This is a genomic window from Delftia sp. GW456-R20 (assembly GCF_001622915.1).
GTDB classification, from domain to species: Bacteria; Pseudomonadota; Gammaproteobacteria; order Burkholderiales; family Burkholderiaceae_C; genus Comamonas; species Comamonas acidovorans.
The window spans coordinates 166,452-182,279 of record NZ_LWCN01000001.1 but is presented as its reverse complement, the minus strand read 5'-3'; the positions used below and the strand labels follow the sequence as shown (position 1 = coordinate 182,279).

The window sequence follows — 15,828 nt, the reverse complement described above, 5'->3', positions numbered from 1 at the left end:
GGTGGGGTCGGGGGAGGCCGCCGTGGCGGTGTTCGCGGGATTATCTCGGCCCTGCGCCGGCCCGGGTGTGAGTTTTTCTTCCGGGGCCGGAGCGTTTGCGCAGCCGGTGTGAGCGCTTTGGTCCGTGCGCTGCGTTGTTGCTTCCGGGGTGGATCCGAACAATCGGTCCTCAATGAGCCACCCCTGTTTCCGGTGCCTCAGAAACAGCCAACAACAGCCAACAACAGCCATCACAGCCGAGAGAGAGAACACCATGAAAGCCACCTGGAACCGCATCATGCAGGCCCTGACGGGCCGCAAGTCCGCCCGCCTGGACGAAGCCGGCACTGCCGCGCCCGCAGCCGGGTCCGATGCTGCAACGCTGCCGGGCAACGCGCCCCGCCGCCAGCCCGTGGACTGGGCGGTCCTGCTGCCCACGGCACGTACCGTGCGCTGGCTGGCCATCGGCGCCGTGGTGGTGGCGGCAGGTCTGGTGGTGGTGCGCAACCCGCCCGTGCAGCACCTGGAGCAGGGCACGCTGGGCGTGCGCCTGAACCAGTTCACGGGCTCCGTCAGCCTGTGGCGCGATGGCAGCGTATGGGTGGTGCCGGGCCTGCACACGGTGCGCGTGTTCTCCCTGCGCGACCAGAGCTACCGCCCGGAGGCCATGCGCCAGGCCAATGGCAGCGCACCCCTGCAGTCGGTCGAGGGCCTGTCCCTGGGCCTGGACCTGAACGTGCGCTATGCGCTTGATCCCGCATCGCCCGCCGTCAAGGCCGGCAACCTGCCTCTGGACATAGGCGGCGACATCGTGGAGCCCGCCGTGCAGGGCCTGGTCTACAAGGTGTTTGCGCGCTACACCGTGCGCGAAATCTTCTCGACCAAGCGTGCCGAGATCGCCCAGATCATGGAGACCGAACTGCGCACGCGCCTGGCGGCCGACGGCGTCACGCTGCGCAGCATCCAGATCGGCAAGGTGGACCTGCCCGCCGAGTACCGCCGCGGCATGGACAGCCTGCTGGCCGAGGAGCTGGCCTCGGAGAAGATGCGCTACACGCTGGAACTCAAGGACAAGCGCGTCAAGGAAACCGAGCTGGACGCCAATGCCGACAAGGTGCGCCGCGAAGTGGCCGCCGAAGCCGCCGCGCGCGAGCAGGTGATTGCCGCGCGTGCCCAGGAAGAGGCCATGAAGCATGTGCTGCCCTTCAAGCAGCGCCAGATCGAGCAGCGCCAGCTGGAGGCCGAGGCCGAGCGCGTGGCCCGCGTGAAAGCCGCCGAGGGCAGCGCCCAGGCCCGCCGCATCGAGGCCAATGGCGAAGCCGATGCGCGCCAGAAACTGGCCGAGGCCGAGGCCTTCCGCATGGACCGCCTGGGCAAGGTCAACGCCGAGCAGATGGCACGCGAGGGCACCCTGGTCACGCGCTACCCGCTGCTCATCCAGAAGACGCTGGCCGACAAGCTTTCGGACAAGATCCAGGTCATCATCGCGCCCCCGCCGACCAATGGCGACTTCATCGGCGCGGCCCTGCTGGGCGGCAGCCGCAATGCACAGGCCGGCGCAGCCTCCGTGGCGGCCGAAGATGCCAACGCAGCCGTTCAGGAGCAATAAGCCATGCTGACCGTATCGACCTTGGCCGCCGCAGCGCTGGCCACCGGCATGGGCAGCGCCATCGTGGTGCAGGACCAGGCCAGCCTGCGCGCCGCGCCGCGCGATGGCGCCCAGCAGCAGGCCAGCCTGTGGCAGGGCGAGGTGCTGGAGATCAGGGGCGAACGCCTGGACTACCTCCAGGTCTGGGACCACAAGCGCGAGCGCGGCGGCTTCATCCGCGCCGGCGATGTGCGCCGCGTGGCCATGACCGAGGCCGATGCTCCCGCCTTGCTGGCCGTGCTGCGCTTCGTGCAGGACACGCCCGGTGCCGAGGCGCTGGGCATCGGCCTGGCGGCCGCCTACCTGCAGGCCGCGCCCGCCAGGACCCTGGCTGGCGCCGAAGGCGCGCAGGCCTTCGACGCACTGGGCGGCTTTGCCGACCGGCTGGCGCGGCGCGCCTCCGCCGCGGCGCCCGGCAAGGCCTCGGGCGCCACGCTGTCGGCCCACCTGGATGTGGCCAACGGCTACGGCCTGCGCTTTGCGACCTATGAGGTCGAAGGCCGCATGCAGGTCTGCTATGAAGGCGAATTCTTCCGCCGCGTGCTGGCCATGCCCGCCGCCGACGCGCCGCAGCGCGCCCGCGCCGCCCTGGCGCTGACACGGCCCGAATGCGTGGACCCCGATCTGCCGGCCCATGAGCGCGCCCGCATGCATGCCTGGCAGGCCGATGTGCTGGAGCGCGTGGACGTGACCGGCCTGCCGCCCTACCTGCGCGGCCGCGTGCAGATGCGCCGCGCCAGCGTGTGGGCGGCGCTGGCCTTTCAGCAGGCGCGCAAGAGCATGGCCGACCCTGCCGTGGCGGCATCGGCCGCCCGGGCGCTGGCCGAGTTCACGGGCGTCAGCAAGTCCGAGCTGCCCGATGAAGACCAGAGCGCCTACAACGACGCGGCCATGCGGGTGAGCGCCGTGCGCTGGGCGCTGTCGCCTGTTGCTGCTGTGGCTCCTGCTGCCGGAGCCCGCCCGACGCTGCTGACCGAGCCCGGTGCTCCCGGCGAAACCTGCGTGCTGCTGGTGGACGCCCAGCACGGCGCCAAGGCCCCTTTGTTGCGCCGCTGCACCTATGGCGTGGTGTGGGCCGCATCGGCCAGCACCAATCGCGAGGGCACGGCCGTGGCCCTGGCCGTGCAGCCGCTGGAAGGCTGGCGCGAACTGTGGGTGCTGCGCAAGACCGAAGGCGGCTGGCTGGCCGACGTGCTGCCCCCGGCCGCCACAGCCCCGGAGACCGGCGTGGCCGAATGGGCGGGCTGGGTGCCTGGCGGCCAGCTGATGCTGGTGGCGCGCGAGGCCCGTGGCCAGGGCCGCTACCGCAAGAGCTTCGAAGTAGTGCGGCTGGACGGCCTGGCCACCGAGCGCGTGACCGGCGATGTGTCTGCCCTGCCGCTGTTCCAGCGCTGGCAGGACCAGGCCTGGAAGCGCCAGTCCCTGAGCCTGCGCTGAAGCAAAAAAAAGCCTGCACCGGTGGGGTGCAGGCTCGTCTCCAACGATGCCTGGAGCGTTGCCAGGCGACTCCTCTAGGAACTCCTTGTTCGCCTTCCAGCGGTGCTGGCCGGCGAATCCAAGCGGCGATTCTACGAGTGAAGCCGAGGCCGTGCGGCCGAGTCATCTGATAAATGATGTCTTATAGAGGACTGTGGTTGTGCAGTCGCCTGGGGGACAGTCGGGGGCGCGCCTGCAGGCAGGTCAAGTGATTGTTCTGCATAAGTATTTTCAATTTTCATGAAATTCTGAAAGTTGTGATGCCCTGCAAAGACCATGCATGCCGCTTTGGTTATCCGGGCCTGTGCGGTGGCGAGCCGGGTGGATGCGCATCAAGCTTGTGTAAGCCTGTCTTGCTATATCTTCAGGTTTCGCCAGCCTGCGGCGGCAGGCGGGCATCTCACCAGAAAACCCAGCGAACCGGAGACCACGATGACCCACATTTACGACCAGCATCTGGAGCGCAACAGCGCCAACCATGCGCCGCTCAGCCCCTTGGGCTTCATCGCCCGCACGGCCGAGGTCTATCCCGAGCGGCTGGCCGTGGTCCACGGCACGCTGCGCCGCAACTGGGGCGAGACCTATGCGCGCTGCCGCCAGCTGGCCAGCAGCCTGCACAAGGCTGGCGTGGGCAAGAACGACACCGTGGCCGTGATGCTGCCCAATACGCCGCCCATGGTGGAGGCGCATTTCGGCGTGCCCATGGCGGGGGCCGTGCTCAATGCGCTGAACACGCGGCTGGATGCGGAAACCATTGCCTTCATGCTGGACCACGGCGAGGCCAAGGTGCTGATCGTGGACCCGGAGTTCACGGGCGTGGTGGCCAAGGCGCTGAAGCTGCGCCAGCGCAGCGCGCCGCTGCTGGTGATCCAGGTCGAGGACGCGCTGTACGGCCCGGCCGCCGAGCAGGTGGGCAGCCTGGACTACGACGATTTCGTGGCCGGTGGCGATGCCGGTTTCGACTGGCAACTGCCCGCCGACGAGTGGGACGCCATTGCGCTGAACTACACCAGCGGCACCACGGGCAACCCCAAGGGCGTGGTCTATCACCACCGGGGCGCGGCCATCAATGCCATCAGCAATGTGCTGGAGTGGGACATGCCCAAGCACGCCGTCTACCTGTGGACCCTGCCCATGTTCCATTGCAACGGCTGGTGCTTTCCGTGGACGGTGGCGGCGCGCGCGGGGGTCAATGTCTGCCTGCGCCGGGTGGAGGCGCAGGCCATCTTCGATGCCATCCGCAACCATGGCGTCACGCATTACTGCGGCGCGCCCATCGTGCACGGCCTGCTGGTCAATGCGCCGGCCGCCATGAAGGAGGGCGTGCCCGCCGGGGTCAAGGCCATGGTGGCGGGCGCCGCACCACCGGCGTCGATGATCGAGGGCATGGAGCAGCTGGGCTTCGACATCACCCATGTCTACGGCCTGACCGAGGTCTATGGCCCGGCCACGGTCTGCGCCAAGCATGCAGCCTGGGATGCGCTGGACATCGGCGAACGCGCACGCCTCAATTCCCGCCAGGGCGTGCGCTACCACCTGCAGCGCTCGGCCAGCGTGCTCGATCCGGAGACCATGGAGCCCGTGCCCCATGACGGCCAGACCATGGGCGAGATCATGTTCCAGGGCAACATCGCCATGAAGGGCTACCTGAAGAACCCGCAGGCCACGGACGAGGCCTTCCGCGGCGGCTGGTTCCACACGGGCGACCTGGCCGTGCAGCATCCGGACGGCTATATACAGATCAAGGACCGCAGCAAGGACATCATCATCTCGGGCGGGGAGAACATCTCGTCCATCGAGGTCGAGGACGTGCTCTACCGCCACCCGGCCGTGCTGGCCGCCGCCGTGGTGGCCAAGCCCGATCCCAAGTGGGGCGAGACGCCCTGCGCCTTCATCGAGCTGAAGGCCGGCGCCCAGACCACGGCCGAAGACATCGTGGCCCACTGCAAGAAGCACCTGGCCGGCTACAAGGTGCCGCGCGCCGTGGTCTTTGGCGAGCTGCCCAAGACCAGCACGGGCAAGATCCAGAAGTTCGAGCTGCGCCGGCAGGCCGGATCGGTCCAGGCCATCACGGGCTGAAGGCCGGGCCGCAGCGCGGGCAGCGGCTCAGTGTCCGGCCGTCTTGGAAAACAGCTGGATGACCAGCACGCCCGCCACGATCAGGCTCATGCCCGCCAGCGCGGGCAGGTCCAGCGTCTGGCCCTGCCAGAGCCATCCGACCAGGGAGATCAGCACGATGCCCGCGCCGGACCAGATCGCATAGGCCACGCCCGTGGGCACGGTGCGCAGCGTCAGCGACAGGAAGTAGAAGGCCAGCGCGTAGCCCAGGACCGTGACCACGCTGGGCCACAGCCGCGTGAAGCCTTCGGACTGCTTGAGGCAGGAGGTGGCCGCCACCTCGGCGACGATGGCCAGGCCCAGGTACAGGTAGTTGGACGCCATGCTCAGATGGCCGCGTAGCTGCCGGTGCCCTCGGGCCAGCGCGTGAGCACGTCGAAGCCCGTGTCGGTCACCACCACCATGTGCTCCCACTGGGCGGACAGCGACTTGTCGTTGGTGATCACCGTCCAGCCGTCGGCCAGTTCGCGCGTGGCCGCCTTGCCGGCGTTGAGCATGGGCTCGATGGTGAAGATCATGCCGGCCTCCAGCACCATGCCCTGGCCGGGCTGGCCGTAATGCAGCACCTGGGGGTCGTCGTGGTAGACCTTGCCGATGCCGTGGCCGCAGTACTCGCGCACCACGCTGAAGCGCTCGCGCTGGGCCACGGTCTGGATGGCATGGCCGATGTCGCCCAGCGTGGCGCCGGGGCGCACGGCGCGGATGCCGGCCAGCAGGGCCTCGTAGGTGGTCTCCACCAGGCGGCGCGCCTGGTTGGACGGCTGGCCCACGTAGTACATGCGGCTGGTGTCGCCGATCCAGCCCTCGGGCGTGGTCACGGCCACATCGACGTTGAGGATGTCGCCCTCGCGCAGGATCTGCCGGGCGTCGGGGATGCCGTGGCAGACCACGTGGTTGGGCGAGGTGCAGACCGTCTTCGGAAAGCCGTGGTAGCCCACGTTGGTGGGCACGCAGCGCAGTTCGTCGACGATGAAGTCATGGCAGAGCTTGTCCAGGTGCTCGGTGCTGACGCCCGGCTGCACGTGGGGCACCAGCATCTGCAGGACACGGGCGGCCAGGCCACCGGCCTTGCGTGATTGCCCGATATCGAGGGCGTCGTGCAGCGGAACGCTGCGCAGCTTGGCGCCCCTCATTGCAGGCCTCCGGACAGGCGCACGGGGCGCGGGCGGCGTGCTGCCGTATCGGCGGGAGCCGGTGCCGCTTCGGGCTCGCCCAGCTTCAGCGTGGCTGCGGCCTCCTGCAGCAGCAGGGCGCAGATGCCTGCGTAGTCGAGATGGGGATGGTGTTCGGCCAGCTGGCCGACACGCAGCCAATGCTCGGCCTGGGCGTTGATGGATCGACCCAGGGCCGCGCTGGACAGGCGGATCTGGTCGTGCAATTGGTCGGATATTTTGACGATTCCCATGGGGTGGCGATCATACGGGGAATATACGTTTCGTATATTGACAATCGCAAATCGCGGGCCCGGAGGCGGGGCATTCGTGCAGGCCTGCAGATGCAGGCCGCCATGTCGTCGTCGATGCTGCGTGACGTACGGGGTGGATGCTCTTGTGTTGATAGCGCAATGATCACGTCCGGCTGGCCATCCGGCAGGGATGATGTTTTTCCTGCAGCGCGGTCCTGTACAAGACTGGGCCTTGCGCGATCTGCGGTCTTCTATCAGATATCTGTTGCAGATCTGGGGCTTACCCCTAGCAAGTCGCCTGCTACCCAAACTGACAAGAATCAAGACTGTCTGGAAGCGAATGTCCTGCAAGCCGGCGCATGGTGCGGCCGGCCGGGCCTTCCGGCAGGGAGCAGCAATGGGCAAGGAACAAGAAGCGGGTTCGGCAACGGGATCGGGCGGGGCGCGCATCGTCGTCGTGGGCGGTGGCGTGGCGGGGCTGGAGATTGCCACGGCGCTGGGCAAGAGACGCACGGACGCCATCGGCTCGGTGACCCTGGTGGACAGCGATTCGGCCCATGTCTGGAAGCCCATGCTGCACACCATTGCAGCCGGCACGCGCGACCTGGCCCAGCAGCAGACCACCTACCTGGCCCAGGCCAGCGACGCCAGCTTTGCCTACCAGCCCGGCGAAATGTGCGGCCTGGACCGCGAGGCCCGCGAGGTGCTGCTGGCCCCCATCGAGGCGCCCGATGGCCGCGAGATCGTGCCGGGCCGGCGCATTGCCTACGACCGGCTGGTGATCGCCGTGGGCAGCGGTGCCAATGATTTCGGCACGCCGGGCGTGGACGAGCACTGCTTCATGATCGACTCGCGCCGCAAGGCCGATGCCTTCAACAGCGAGATCCGCCTGCGCATGGTGCGCTGCATGACCAGCGGCGAGCAGCTGCGCGTGGCCATCGTGGGCGGCGGCGCCACGGGCGTGGAGCTGGCGGCCGAGCTGGTGCAGCTGGCCGAGAGCGCCCGGGCCTACGGCGCGCTGGGCGAGGCCGCGCGCTTCGGCATCGTGTTGATCGAGGCCGGGCCGCGCCTGCTGCCCGGTTTTCCTGAAGAGATTTCCGAAGCCACGCGCCTGCGGCTGCAGGCCCTGGGCGTTTCGGTGATCGTCAACGGCCGCGTGCAGTCGGCCAGCGAAGAGGGGTTCGTGCTGGCCAGCGGCGAGTTCGTCCCCGCAGGCCTGCGTGTCTGGGCAGCGGGCGTGAAGGCCCCGGCCTTCCTGGCGCAGCTGGGACTGGAGACCACGCAAGGCAACCAGCTCAAGGTCAACGGCCAGTTGCAGACCAGCGACCCCCATGTCTACGCCGTGGGGGATTGCGCCAGCTTCACCCTGCCCGGCGCCAGCGTGCCGCTGCCGCCCACCGCCCAGGTGGCGCACCAGCAGGCCCGCTATCTGGTGGAGACGCTGCCGCGCCTGCTGAAGGAGCCGGGTTTCCGTCCCGAAGGCTTTGCCTACCGCGACTTTGGCGCCCTGGTGTCATTGGCCCATTACGACGCCTATGGATCGCTGGGCAAATTCGGCCTGTTCAACGGCGGCGTGATCCGCGGGCGCATGGCCATGCTGAGCCACATCATGCTGTACCGCTCGCACCAGGCCCGCATCTACGGCTTTTGGCGCGGCGGGCTGCTGTGGCTGATCGATTTGATGAATTCGCGCCTGCGCCCGTCGATCCGGCTGGACTGAGCGGCCGGGCCCGGCATCAAAGCAGCCCCTCGATGGGCAGCCAGCCCAGCACGCGCAGCATCAGGCGCTTGAATGCACTGCTGCCGGGCTCGGTGGTAGTGGTGAGTGGCTCAGGCGGCGTGCCGCTTTCCGTGGTCCAGCTCAGGCGGCCCTGTGCATCGATCTGCACGTGGTAGGCGGCGGACGGCAGGCTCTGGTCGAGCATGCGGCTCATCTGCGAAGCCATCTCGGGGCTGTCGATCAGCAGGCCCATCTCGGTGTTGAGGTGGGCCGAGCGCGGGTCGAAGTTGAACGAGCCCACGAAGATGCGCTCGCCATCGACCGCAAAAGTCTTCGCATGCAGGCTGGAGCCCGAGCTGCCGGGGCGGCTGCCCGAACCCACGCCCGCCTTCCCGCCCGAGGACGCGGCGGGCGACGGGGGCCCTTGCCGGGGCACGCCTGCATCGGCGGCGGGCGTGTCCGGCTCGCCGATCTGGCGGCGCAGCTCGTACAACTGCACGCCTTCCTCGATCAGCGGGCGCCGGTACCGGGCATAGCCGGCATGGACTACGGCCACGTCGGTCGCCTCCAGGCTGTTGGTGAGCACGCGCACGGCAATGCCCTGGCGGCGCAGGCCGGCCAGGGCGCGCACACCGTCCTCGGTGGGCACGAAGTAGGGCGAGACCAGGTCCAGCTGGCGCTGCGGCTGGCCGATGGCGGGTGCCAGCTGCGTGATCAGCAGCCCCTGCCTGGGCACCTGGCCCAGCACCTTGGCCGGGTCGTCGCTGACCAGGGTGGTGCGGGCCCATTGCAGTGGTAGGCGGCCGGCCAGCAGCTCTTGCGTGAACGGGCTTTGCGCCACGGCGCGCACATAGGCCTGGGCCTCGGGGCGATGCACCTCGGTGGCCAGGGCCTCGCTGGCGCGCGCCACCGCATAGTCGGGCAGCGGCGGCAGCAGGCTGGCCACGGGGTAGGCCGAGGCGCTGGCCCAGTACTGGTCGAACGAGTGCGCGATATCGGCCACCACCGGCCCCATGGCGACCACGTCCAGATCGGCGAACAGCACGCCGTCGGTGGCCGCGAAGTACTCGTCGCCGATGTTGCGTCCACCCACGATGCTGGCCTGGCTGTCGGCCGTGAAGCTCTTGTTGTGCATGCGCCGCTGCGTGCGCGAGAAATCCGTGACATAGCCCAGCGTCTTGGGCGTGCGCTGCGCAAAGGGGTTGAACAGCCGCACCTCGATCTGCGGATGCCGGTCCAGCGCGCTGAGCTGCGTGTCCAGCCCCGCCGTGCCGCCGTCGTCCAGCAGCAGGCGCACGCGCACGCCCCGGTCGGCGGCCTGGCGCAGTTCGTCAAGCAGCAGGTGGCCCGTGGTGTCGTCACGCCAGATGTAGTACTGCACATCCAGCGTGCGCTGGGCCACGCGGGCCAGCAGGGCACGCGCCGCGTAGGCGTTGCGTGCATCGGAAAGCGCGTGGATGCCAGTGAGTCCCGGATGCTGGTCCAGCAGCGGTGCCAGCGCCTGGCCCAGCAGCGTGGCCTGGGCGGCTTCTGGCGCCAGCGCCGTGGATTCGCTGCGGCCGGCCAGCGGCGGCAGGCTGCAGCCTGCCAGCAGCAGGGCCAGGACGAGCGCCTGGGTGGTGGCAAGGGCGCGGCGCAGCAGGGGCATGGTGCGTTCGGTGTTTGCGATGGTCAGTGCAGCCAGCGGATGAACAGCTGGATCACCGTGGCATTGACGATGTCGACGAAGAAGGCGCCCACCATCGGCACGATGAGGAAGGCCTTGTGCGAGGGGCCGTACTGGTTGGTGATGGCCTGCATGTTGGCCACGGCCGTGGGCGTGGCACCCATTCCGAAACCGCAGTGGCCGGCGGCCAGCACGGCCGCATCGTAGTTGCTGCCCATGATGCGGAAGGTCACCAGCGCGGCATACAGGCCCATCACCAGGGTCTGGGCCGCCAGGATCACCATCAGCGGCGCCGCCAGCCCCGCCAGCTCCCACAGCTTGAGCGACAGCAGGGCCATGGCCAGGTAGATGGACAGCGAGGCATTGCCGAAGACGTCGATGGCCCGGTCGAATACCTGGAAGTGAAAGACATAGTCCAGCGTATTGCGGATCACGACGCCGCCTGCCAGCGCCCAGACGAAGGTGGGCAGGGAGAACAGGGTGCCGGCGGTGAACTGCGCCATGAACTCGGCAAAGCCCAGGCAGCCTGCGAACAGGGCCAGTGTTTCTATGGCCGCGCTGGTGGTGATCAGGCGCGTCTGCTCGGGATTCTCGAAGCCGCCGTGGCTTGCACTTTCGCCCAGCGGGGGCTGTTTTTCGGGGGCGGCTGCGGGGTCGTGCACGGCAAGCCTGCGGCGCGTGATCAGGGCCTTGGCCAGGGGACCGCCGATCAGGCCGCCGATCACCAGTCCGAAGGTGGCACAGGCAATGCCCAGCGTGACCGCGCCCTGGATCCCGTATTCGCGCTCGAAAACCTGGCCCCAGGCGCCTGCCGTGCCATGGCCGCCCGTCAGGGTGACGGAGCCTGCGATCAGCCCGAACAGCGGGTCGAGCCCGAGCATCGTGGCCAGGCTCACGCCCACCAGGTCCTGCAGGCCGATGAAGACGGCGACCACGGCCAGGAACAGCAGCAGCGAACGGCCGCCTTCGCGCAGCTTGGCGAAATTGGCGCTCAGCCCGATGGATGAGAAAAACACCAGCATGAAGGCCATCTGCAGCTCGCTGCTGAAGCTGAAGGTGTAGCCCAGGGTCTGGTTGAGCACGAACAGGGCGACGGCGACGACCAGACCGCCGGCCACGGGTTCGGGGATGTTGAATTCGCGCAGCAGGCGCAGGTGCTGCACCAGCCATTTGCCCAGCAAAAGGACGAGGGCGGCGAAGATCAGGGTGTAGTAGGCGCTGAAAGTCAGGTGCATGGCTTCCGTGTTCTGGTGGGCGGGGCAAGGCAGCTCACCATACGATAGGCGGCATGCCGGGTGGCGATGTCAGGATAGCCACTGGTTCCGAGGCCTGCTGAAAGTGCCCTTCGGTCGTGCCCTGTGTCAGTGCCCTGTCAGCTGGCTACGGGGCCGGGCCGCCTGTCCTCGACGGTGAAGCGGGCCAGCGTGTAGATGCGGCTGTCGGCGCGCATGGGGTTGGCCACGGCACGCAGCTCGCTGGTCCAGCGTTCGGGCGTGATGTCTGCCAGGCCATAGCCGCGTTCCTCGCAGCGTGCGTACAGCACCTGCGGGTTGTGGGCGACGATGGCATCGACCTTGGCCTGTGTGGTGCCGCTGCGCGAGGTGATCGAGGTGCTGCAGAACTCGCTGGCCACGATGGGGTTGCGCCGTTCGGGCGCGGCCTCGGGATCGGCATGCACGGCACAGACGTAGTTCTGGTGCAGGTCGCCGCCCAGCAGCACGCTGTTGCGCGGCGTGGGCTGGGCGCCCGGCGTGAGGTGGCGCACCAGGCGCTGGCGCGCGGCCGGGTAGCCGTCCCAGCTGTCCGTGGCCTGCGATCCCGAGGGCGGCCGGTGCGCCGACAGCAGGGTGGGCTGGGCCAGGATGCTCCAGCGCGGCCCCTCGCTGCCCTGGTGGCGGGCGTCCTCGGCCAGTTGGCGGTACAGCCACTGCTCCTGGGTCCAGCCCAGGAAGCTGCGCGCCGTGTCCGACAGGGCCGCACATTGCGCAGGGCGCACGCTGCCCTTGTCTGCCTCGCCCTCGATGCGGCAGGCCTGGGCGCTGCGGTACTGGCGGCCGTCCAGCAGATGCAGCCGGGCCAGCCGGCCCCATTGCAGGCTGCGGTACAGCTGCAGGCCGCCGCCGCCATGCGATGCCCCGGCGCCCGTCAGCGCGCTGGCACGCAGCGGCATGTTTTCGTAGAAGGCCTGCCAGGCGGCCATGCGCCGGGCCAGGAAACGCGCGGCATCGCCCTGGCCCTGGTCGCCCGCGTAGTTGTTCTCCACCTCATGGTCGTCCCAGCCCACGGACCAGTTGCACAGGGCGTGCGCGGCCTGCAGCAGCGGGTCGCTCTTGTGCAGGGCGTAGCGGTCGCGGTAGTCCTGCAGGGTCTGCGCGGCGCGCAGGTTGTGCGTGCGGGCCAGGCCCAGCGTCATGGCGGGCGTGGCGTATTCGTAGATGTAGTCGCCCAGGAAGATCACCAGGTCCGGCGCATCCTGCACCACCTGGCGCCAGGCCGCGTAGTAGCCGTGCTCCCAGCGCTGGCAGGAGGCATAGGCCAGGCGCAGGCGCTGCGGCATGCTGCCGGGGGCGGGCGCCGTGCGGCAGCGGCCCGTGCCGCTGACCGCCTGTCCCAGCATGAAGCGGTAGTGGTACCAGCGGTCGGGCGCCAGTCCTCCCACCTGCACATGCACGCCGTGGCCCCATTCGGGCTGCGCCATGGCCTCGCCGCTGCGCACGATGTGGCGGAACAGCGGGTCGTGCGCCAGCTCCCAGCGGATCTTGAGCGCAGGCATGGCCGTGGTGTCGGTCTCGCCCAGCTGGGCCAGCGGTGGCGTCAGCCGCGTCCACAGCAGCACGTTGTCGGGTTCGGGGTCGCCGCTGGCCACGCCCAGCGTGAAGGGGTTGTGCGCAGGCCGCTCGCCCAGCCGGGCCCAGGCAGGCAACTGGCCCAGCGCCGTGGCCAGGCCCGAGCCGACCAGAAACTGGCGCCGCGGTGCAGGGACGGAGGCGCTGAAGGGCAGGTGCATGGCGGTTCGGGGCAGGTGGCGCAAAAAAGCGGGGAAAGACGGGGCGTGGCCTTGGGGTGGATCAAAGGCCGGCGCCTGCATTTCCAACTGGCTGCCATTGTGCGCCTGATGCCGTGGCAATGCAGTGCTTGCCGCGCTCCTTGGCCTGCAGCATGGCGGTGTCGGCGCGGCGCAGCACGTCCATGCCGTTTTCGTGGCTTTGCAACTGGGCCACGCCCGCGCTGAAGCTCAGGGGCCGGGGTGCGGGCTGGCCTGGGGGCTGAGCAGATGCGGGCAAAGGCGCCTGCTCCAGCAACTGCAGAAGGCGCTGCAGCGCCTGGGCGCCCGCCGTCTCCGGGGTCTGTGGCAGCAGCAGCACGAAGGCCTGGCCTTCATAGCGGCCCACCACGTCTTCCGGGCGCAGCCCTTGGCGCGCCAGCTGGGCCACATGCACCAGCGCGGCATCGCCCATGGCGTGCCCCAGCTCGGCATTGAGGGCCTGCATGCCGTCCATGTCGACCAGGGCAACGCTCAGCGGCTGGCCATGGCGCTGGGCGCGTGCCACCTCGCGGTCCAGCGCCTCGCTCACGCCCAGGCGGTTGAGCTGGCCGGTCAGCGGGTCGTGGCGTGCGCGGCGCGCGGCCTCGTCCAGCTCCTGCTGCAGTGTTTCGATGCGGGCCTCGCAGGCATCGACATGGGCGCGCAGCGCCTGCAGTTCCTCCTGGGCCACGCGGCTGCCGGCGGCCATGGTGCGCGTGGCCTCCAGCACCTGCTGCAGCAGCGGGGCTGCATCTTCCAGGCGCTGGATGCCGTCCAGCTGGCGTGCCGCCTCTTCCATGCGGGCGCCCAGCGTTTCGTTGCTGCTCGTGATCTGCGCCAGGTGCTGGACGAAGCCGCCCAGCATGTCCCTGAGCGCCTGCTGCGCGGCGGCCATGCCGTCCTGCAACTGCAGGCGCCGGTGGATCACGGTCTGCAGCTCGCGCCGTGCATCGGCCAGGGGTGCGGGCGACAGCGGCGGGGTGATGGCCTGCTCGATGGCCGTGAGCTGCTGCACCAGCCAGCTGCCATGCGTGGGGTCCTGGGCCAGGTGCTGCACCAGGGTCTGCAGCAACTCCTGCATCAACTGCAGGACCTGAAGCTGGTCGGCGATGGCGAACGACAGCTGGTAGTGCTGGTCGTGCAGGCGCCGCGCCAGGGCCTTGGCATCCACGGGCGGCGATTGCAGCTGCTCCATCAGCTGCTGGTGCAGTTGCCCGGTTTTGGTGTCCTGGGTGTCCAGCAGCGTGGACAAGGCCTCGAAGCGCCGCGCCAACTGCTGGGTCAGGTCGTCGGGCAGGGCCTGGACGGGCGGCGGCACGGGCAGCTCCACGGGCCTGGCCTCATGGGCAGGCGGCTGCAGGGCCGCGTTGGCATAGGCGGTGATGACCTGCTGCAGCCCTTGCCAGTCGCTGCGCTCTATGGCGGCGCCCAGCTGGTCGCGCAGGCGCTTCTGTCCGGGCGTCTGCGCAGGCAAAAGCGCATGCACGTGGCGCAGCGGGCCCTGGGGAAAGCTGGCGGGGCCGGGCTCGCCAGCCGCCTGTTCATAAAGGCGGGTGTAGTTTTCCGGGGTGGGCGGCAGGCGGTTCAGCGCCAGTTGCCGCAGGGTTTCGCGTGCCAGTTCGGAAGCGGAGCGCTCGGCCATGGGTGGGCAGTTGTTTCAGAATGCAATGCCCTCCAGTGTGGCATGGCCAGCGCCCGGTTCACTGCTCGTTGACCATCACCAGCTTGCCCTGCACCTGGCGCGATCCCATGCGCGCATAGGCGGCGTGCAGCTCGGCCATGGGCATGGTGCGGTCGATCACGGGCTTGATCTTTCCCTGGCCGTACCACTGCGCCAGCTCCTGCATCATGGCCGCATTGGCCTTGGGCTCGCGCCGGGAAAACTCCCCCCAGAAGACGCCCACCAGCGATGCGCCCTTGAGCAGCGGCAGGTTCAGCGGCAGGGCAGGAATCGGGCCTGCGGCAAAGCCCACGATCAGATAGCGGCCGCGCCAGGCGATGGAGCGGAAGGCCGGCTCGGCGAAGTCGCCGCCCACGGGGTCGTAGACCACGTCGGGGCCCTTGCCGTCGGTGGCTTCCTTGATGGCGGCGCGCAGATCGCCCTGGCTGTAGGTGATGGTGGCATCGGCGCCCTGTGCCTTGCACAGCGCGCATTTCTCGTCGGTGGAGGCCGCTGCGATCACACGCGCACCCGCCGCCTTGGCGATCTGGATGGCGGCCGTGCCCACGCCGCCCGCTGCGCCCAGCACCAGCACGGTCTCGTCCGCGCGCAACTGGCCGCGGTCGATCAGCGCATGGTGCGAGGTGGCATAGGTCATGATGAAGGCCGCAGCATCGACGAAGCTGAAACCGTCTGGCAGCGGCATGCACAGCGCGGCCGGCGCCAGCGTATGGGTGCCGAAGCCCCCGGTGCCCGACAGGCAGGCCACGCGCTGGCCCACGGCCAGGTGGCTCACGCCTTCACCCACGGCCTGGACCACGCCCGCGTATTCCGAGCCCGGCACGAACGGCAGCTCAGGCTTCATCTGGTACTTGTTCTGCACGATCAGCAGATCGGGAAAGTTCAGGCTGGCCGCCTTCACTTCGAGCAGTACCTGCCCCGGGCCCGGCGTGGGCGTGGGCAGCTGCGTCCACTGCAGTTGATCGACGCCTGTGGGCGTGGTGCAAAGCCAAGCGTGCATGGTGGTTGTCTCCTGTGATTGAATGCCTGGCCGATGATAGGAGTGTGGTGGGAATGCCTCCTGTCCCTCGGGCGACGAGACGCCCGCCTACAATCGCCCGCAATCCCTGC

12 protein-coding genes are annotated in these 15,828 nt (G+C 69.0%); 4 read left to right on the top strand and 8 right to left on the bottom strand.

Features of this window, described 5'->3' with window-relative positions:
- The first annotated feature begins 253 nt into the window (after positions 1 to 253).
- From A4F85_RS00765 to A4F85_RS00755, 3 genes are all read left to right on the top strand, one after another.
- Positions 254 to 1,588, top strand: coding sequence for an SPFH domain-containing protein (locus A4F85_RS00765; RefSeq protein ID WP_013801155.1), 1,335 nt, complete (start codon positions 254 to 256; stop codon positions 1,586 to 1,588).
- Positions 1,589 to 1,591: 3 nt separating this feature from the next.
- Positions 1,592 to 3,064, top strand: a complete 1,473-nt coding sequence (locus A4F85_RS00760) for a hypothetical protein (protein WP_063325343.1) — start codon at positions 1,592 to 1,594, stop codon at positions 3,062 to 3,064.
- A gap of 471 nt (positions 3,065 to 3,535) precedes the next feature.
- Positions 3,536 to 5,182 carry an acyl-CoA synthetase gene (locus tag A4F85_RS00755; protein WP_012206838.1) on the top strand — a complete coding sequence of 549 codons (1,647 nt, stop codon included), beginning with the start codon at positions 3,536 to 3,538 and terminating at the stop codon, positions 5,180 to 5,182.
- A gap of 27 nt (positions 5,183 to 5,209) precedes the next feature.
- Here A4F85_RS00755 and A4F85_RS00750 read toward each other — a convergent pair whose 3' ends face one another.
- The 3 genes from A4F85_RS00750 to A4F85_RS00740 are packed head-to-tail and all read right to left on the bottom strand — an operon-like array spanning position 5,210 to position 6,626.
- A complete protein-coding gene (locus tag A4F85_RS00750) occupies positions 5,210 to 5,545 on the bottom strand; it encodes an SMR family transporter (RefSeq protein WP_063325342.1) in 336 nt (111 codons plus the stop codon).
- A gap of 2 nt (positions 5,546 to 5,547) precedes the next feature.
- Entirely contained in the window at positions 5,548 to 6,354 is an 807-nt protein-coding gene (map, locus tag A4F85_RS00745; RefSeq protein WP_034396318.1) for a type I methionyl aminopeptidase, read from the bottom strand.
- On the bottom strand, positions 6,351 to 6,626 hold the full coding sequence (locus A4F85_RS00740; RefSeq protein WP_012206835.1) for a ParD-like family protein: 276 nt from the start codon (positions 6,624 to 6,626) through the stop codon (positions 6,351 to 6,353). The genes map and A4F85_RS00740 overlap by 4 nt, the downstream gene beginning before the upstream one ends.
- A gap of 397 nt (positions 6,627 to 7,023) precedes the next feature.
- Between A4F85_RS00740 and A4F85_RS00735 the strand changes: the two genes are divergently transcribed.
- Positions 7,024 to 8,346, top strand: coding sequence for an NAD(P)/FAD-dependent oxidoreductase (locus A4F85_RS00735; protein ID WP_063325341.1), 1,323 nt, complete (start codon positions 7,024 to 7,026; stop codon positions 8,344 to 8,346).
- A 16-nt stretch (positions 8,347 to 8,362) separates the two neighbouring features.
- On the opposite strand, the gene A4F85_RS00730 is transcribed toward A4F85_RS00735, so the two are convergent.
- The 5 genes from A4F85_RS00730 to A4F85_RS00710 all read right to left on the bottom strand — a co-directional run bounded on the left by A4F85_RS00730 (position 8,363) and on the right by A4F85_RS00710 (position 15,718).
- Entirely contained in the window at positions 8,363 to 9,994 is a 1,632-nt protein-coding gene (locus tag A4F85_RS00730; RefSeq protein ID WP_063325340.1) for a phospholipase D family protein, read from the bottom strand.
- Between the two features lie 23 nt (positions 9,995 to 10,017).
- A complete protein-coding gene (gene gltS / locus A4F85_RS00725) occupies positions 10,018 to 11,247 on the bottom strand; it encodes a sodium/glutamate symporter (RefSeq protein ID WP_012206832.1) in 1,230 nt (409 codons plus the stop codon).
- A gap of 137 nt (positions 11,248 to 11,384) precedes the next feature.
- A complete protein-coding gene (locus tag A4F85_RS00720; RefSeq protein WP_063325339.1) occupies positions 11,385 to 13,019 on the bottom strand; it encodes an alkaline phosphatase D family protein in 1,635 nt (544 codons plus the stop codon).
- A 61-nt stretch (positions 13,020 to 13,080) separates the two neighbouring features.
- Positions 13,081 to 14,679: a GGDEF domain-containing protein gene (locus tag A4F85_RS00715; protein WP_063325338.1), complete on the bottom strand. Its 1,599-nt coding sequence runs from the start codon at positions 14,677 to 14,679 to the stop codon at positions 13,081 to 13,083.
- Between the two features lie 58 nt (positions 14,680 to 14,737).
- Positions 14,738 to 15,718: an NADPH:quinone oxidoreductase family protein gene (locus A4F85_RS00710; protein ID WP_063325337.1), complete on the bottom strand. Its 981-nt coding sequence runs from the start codon at positions 15,716 to 15,718 to the stop codon at positions 14,738 to 14,740.
- Between the last annotated feature and the right edge of the window lie 110 nt (positions 15,719 to 15,828).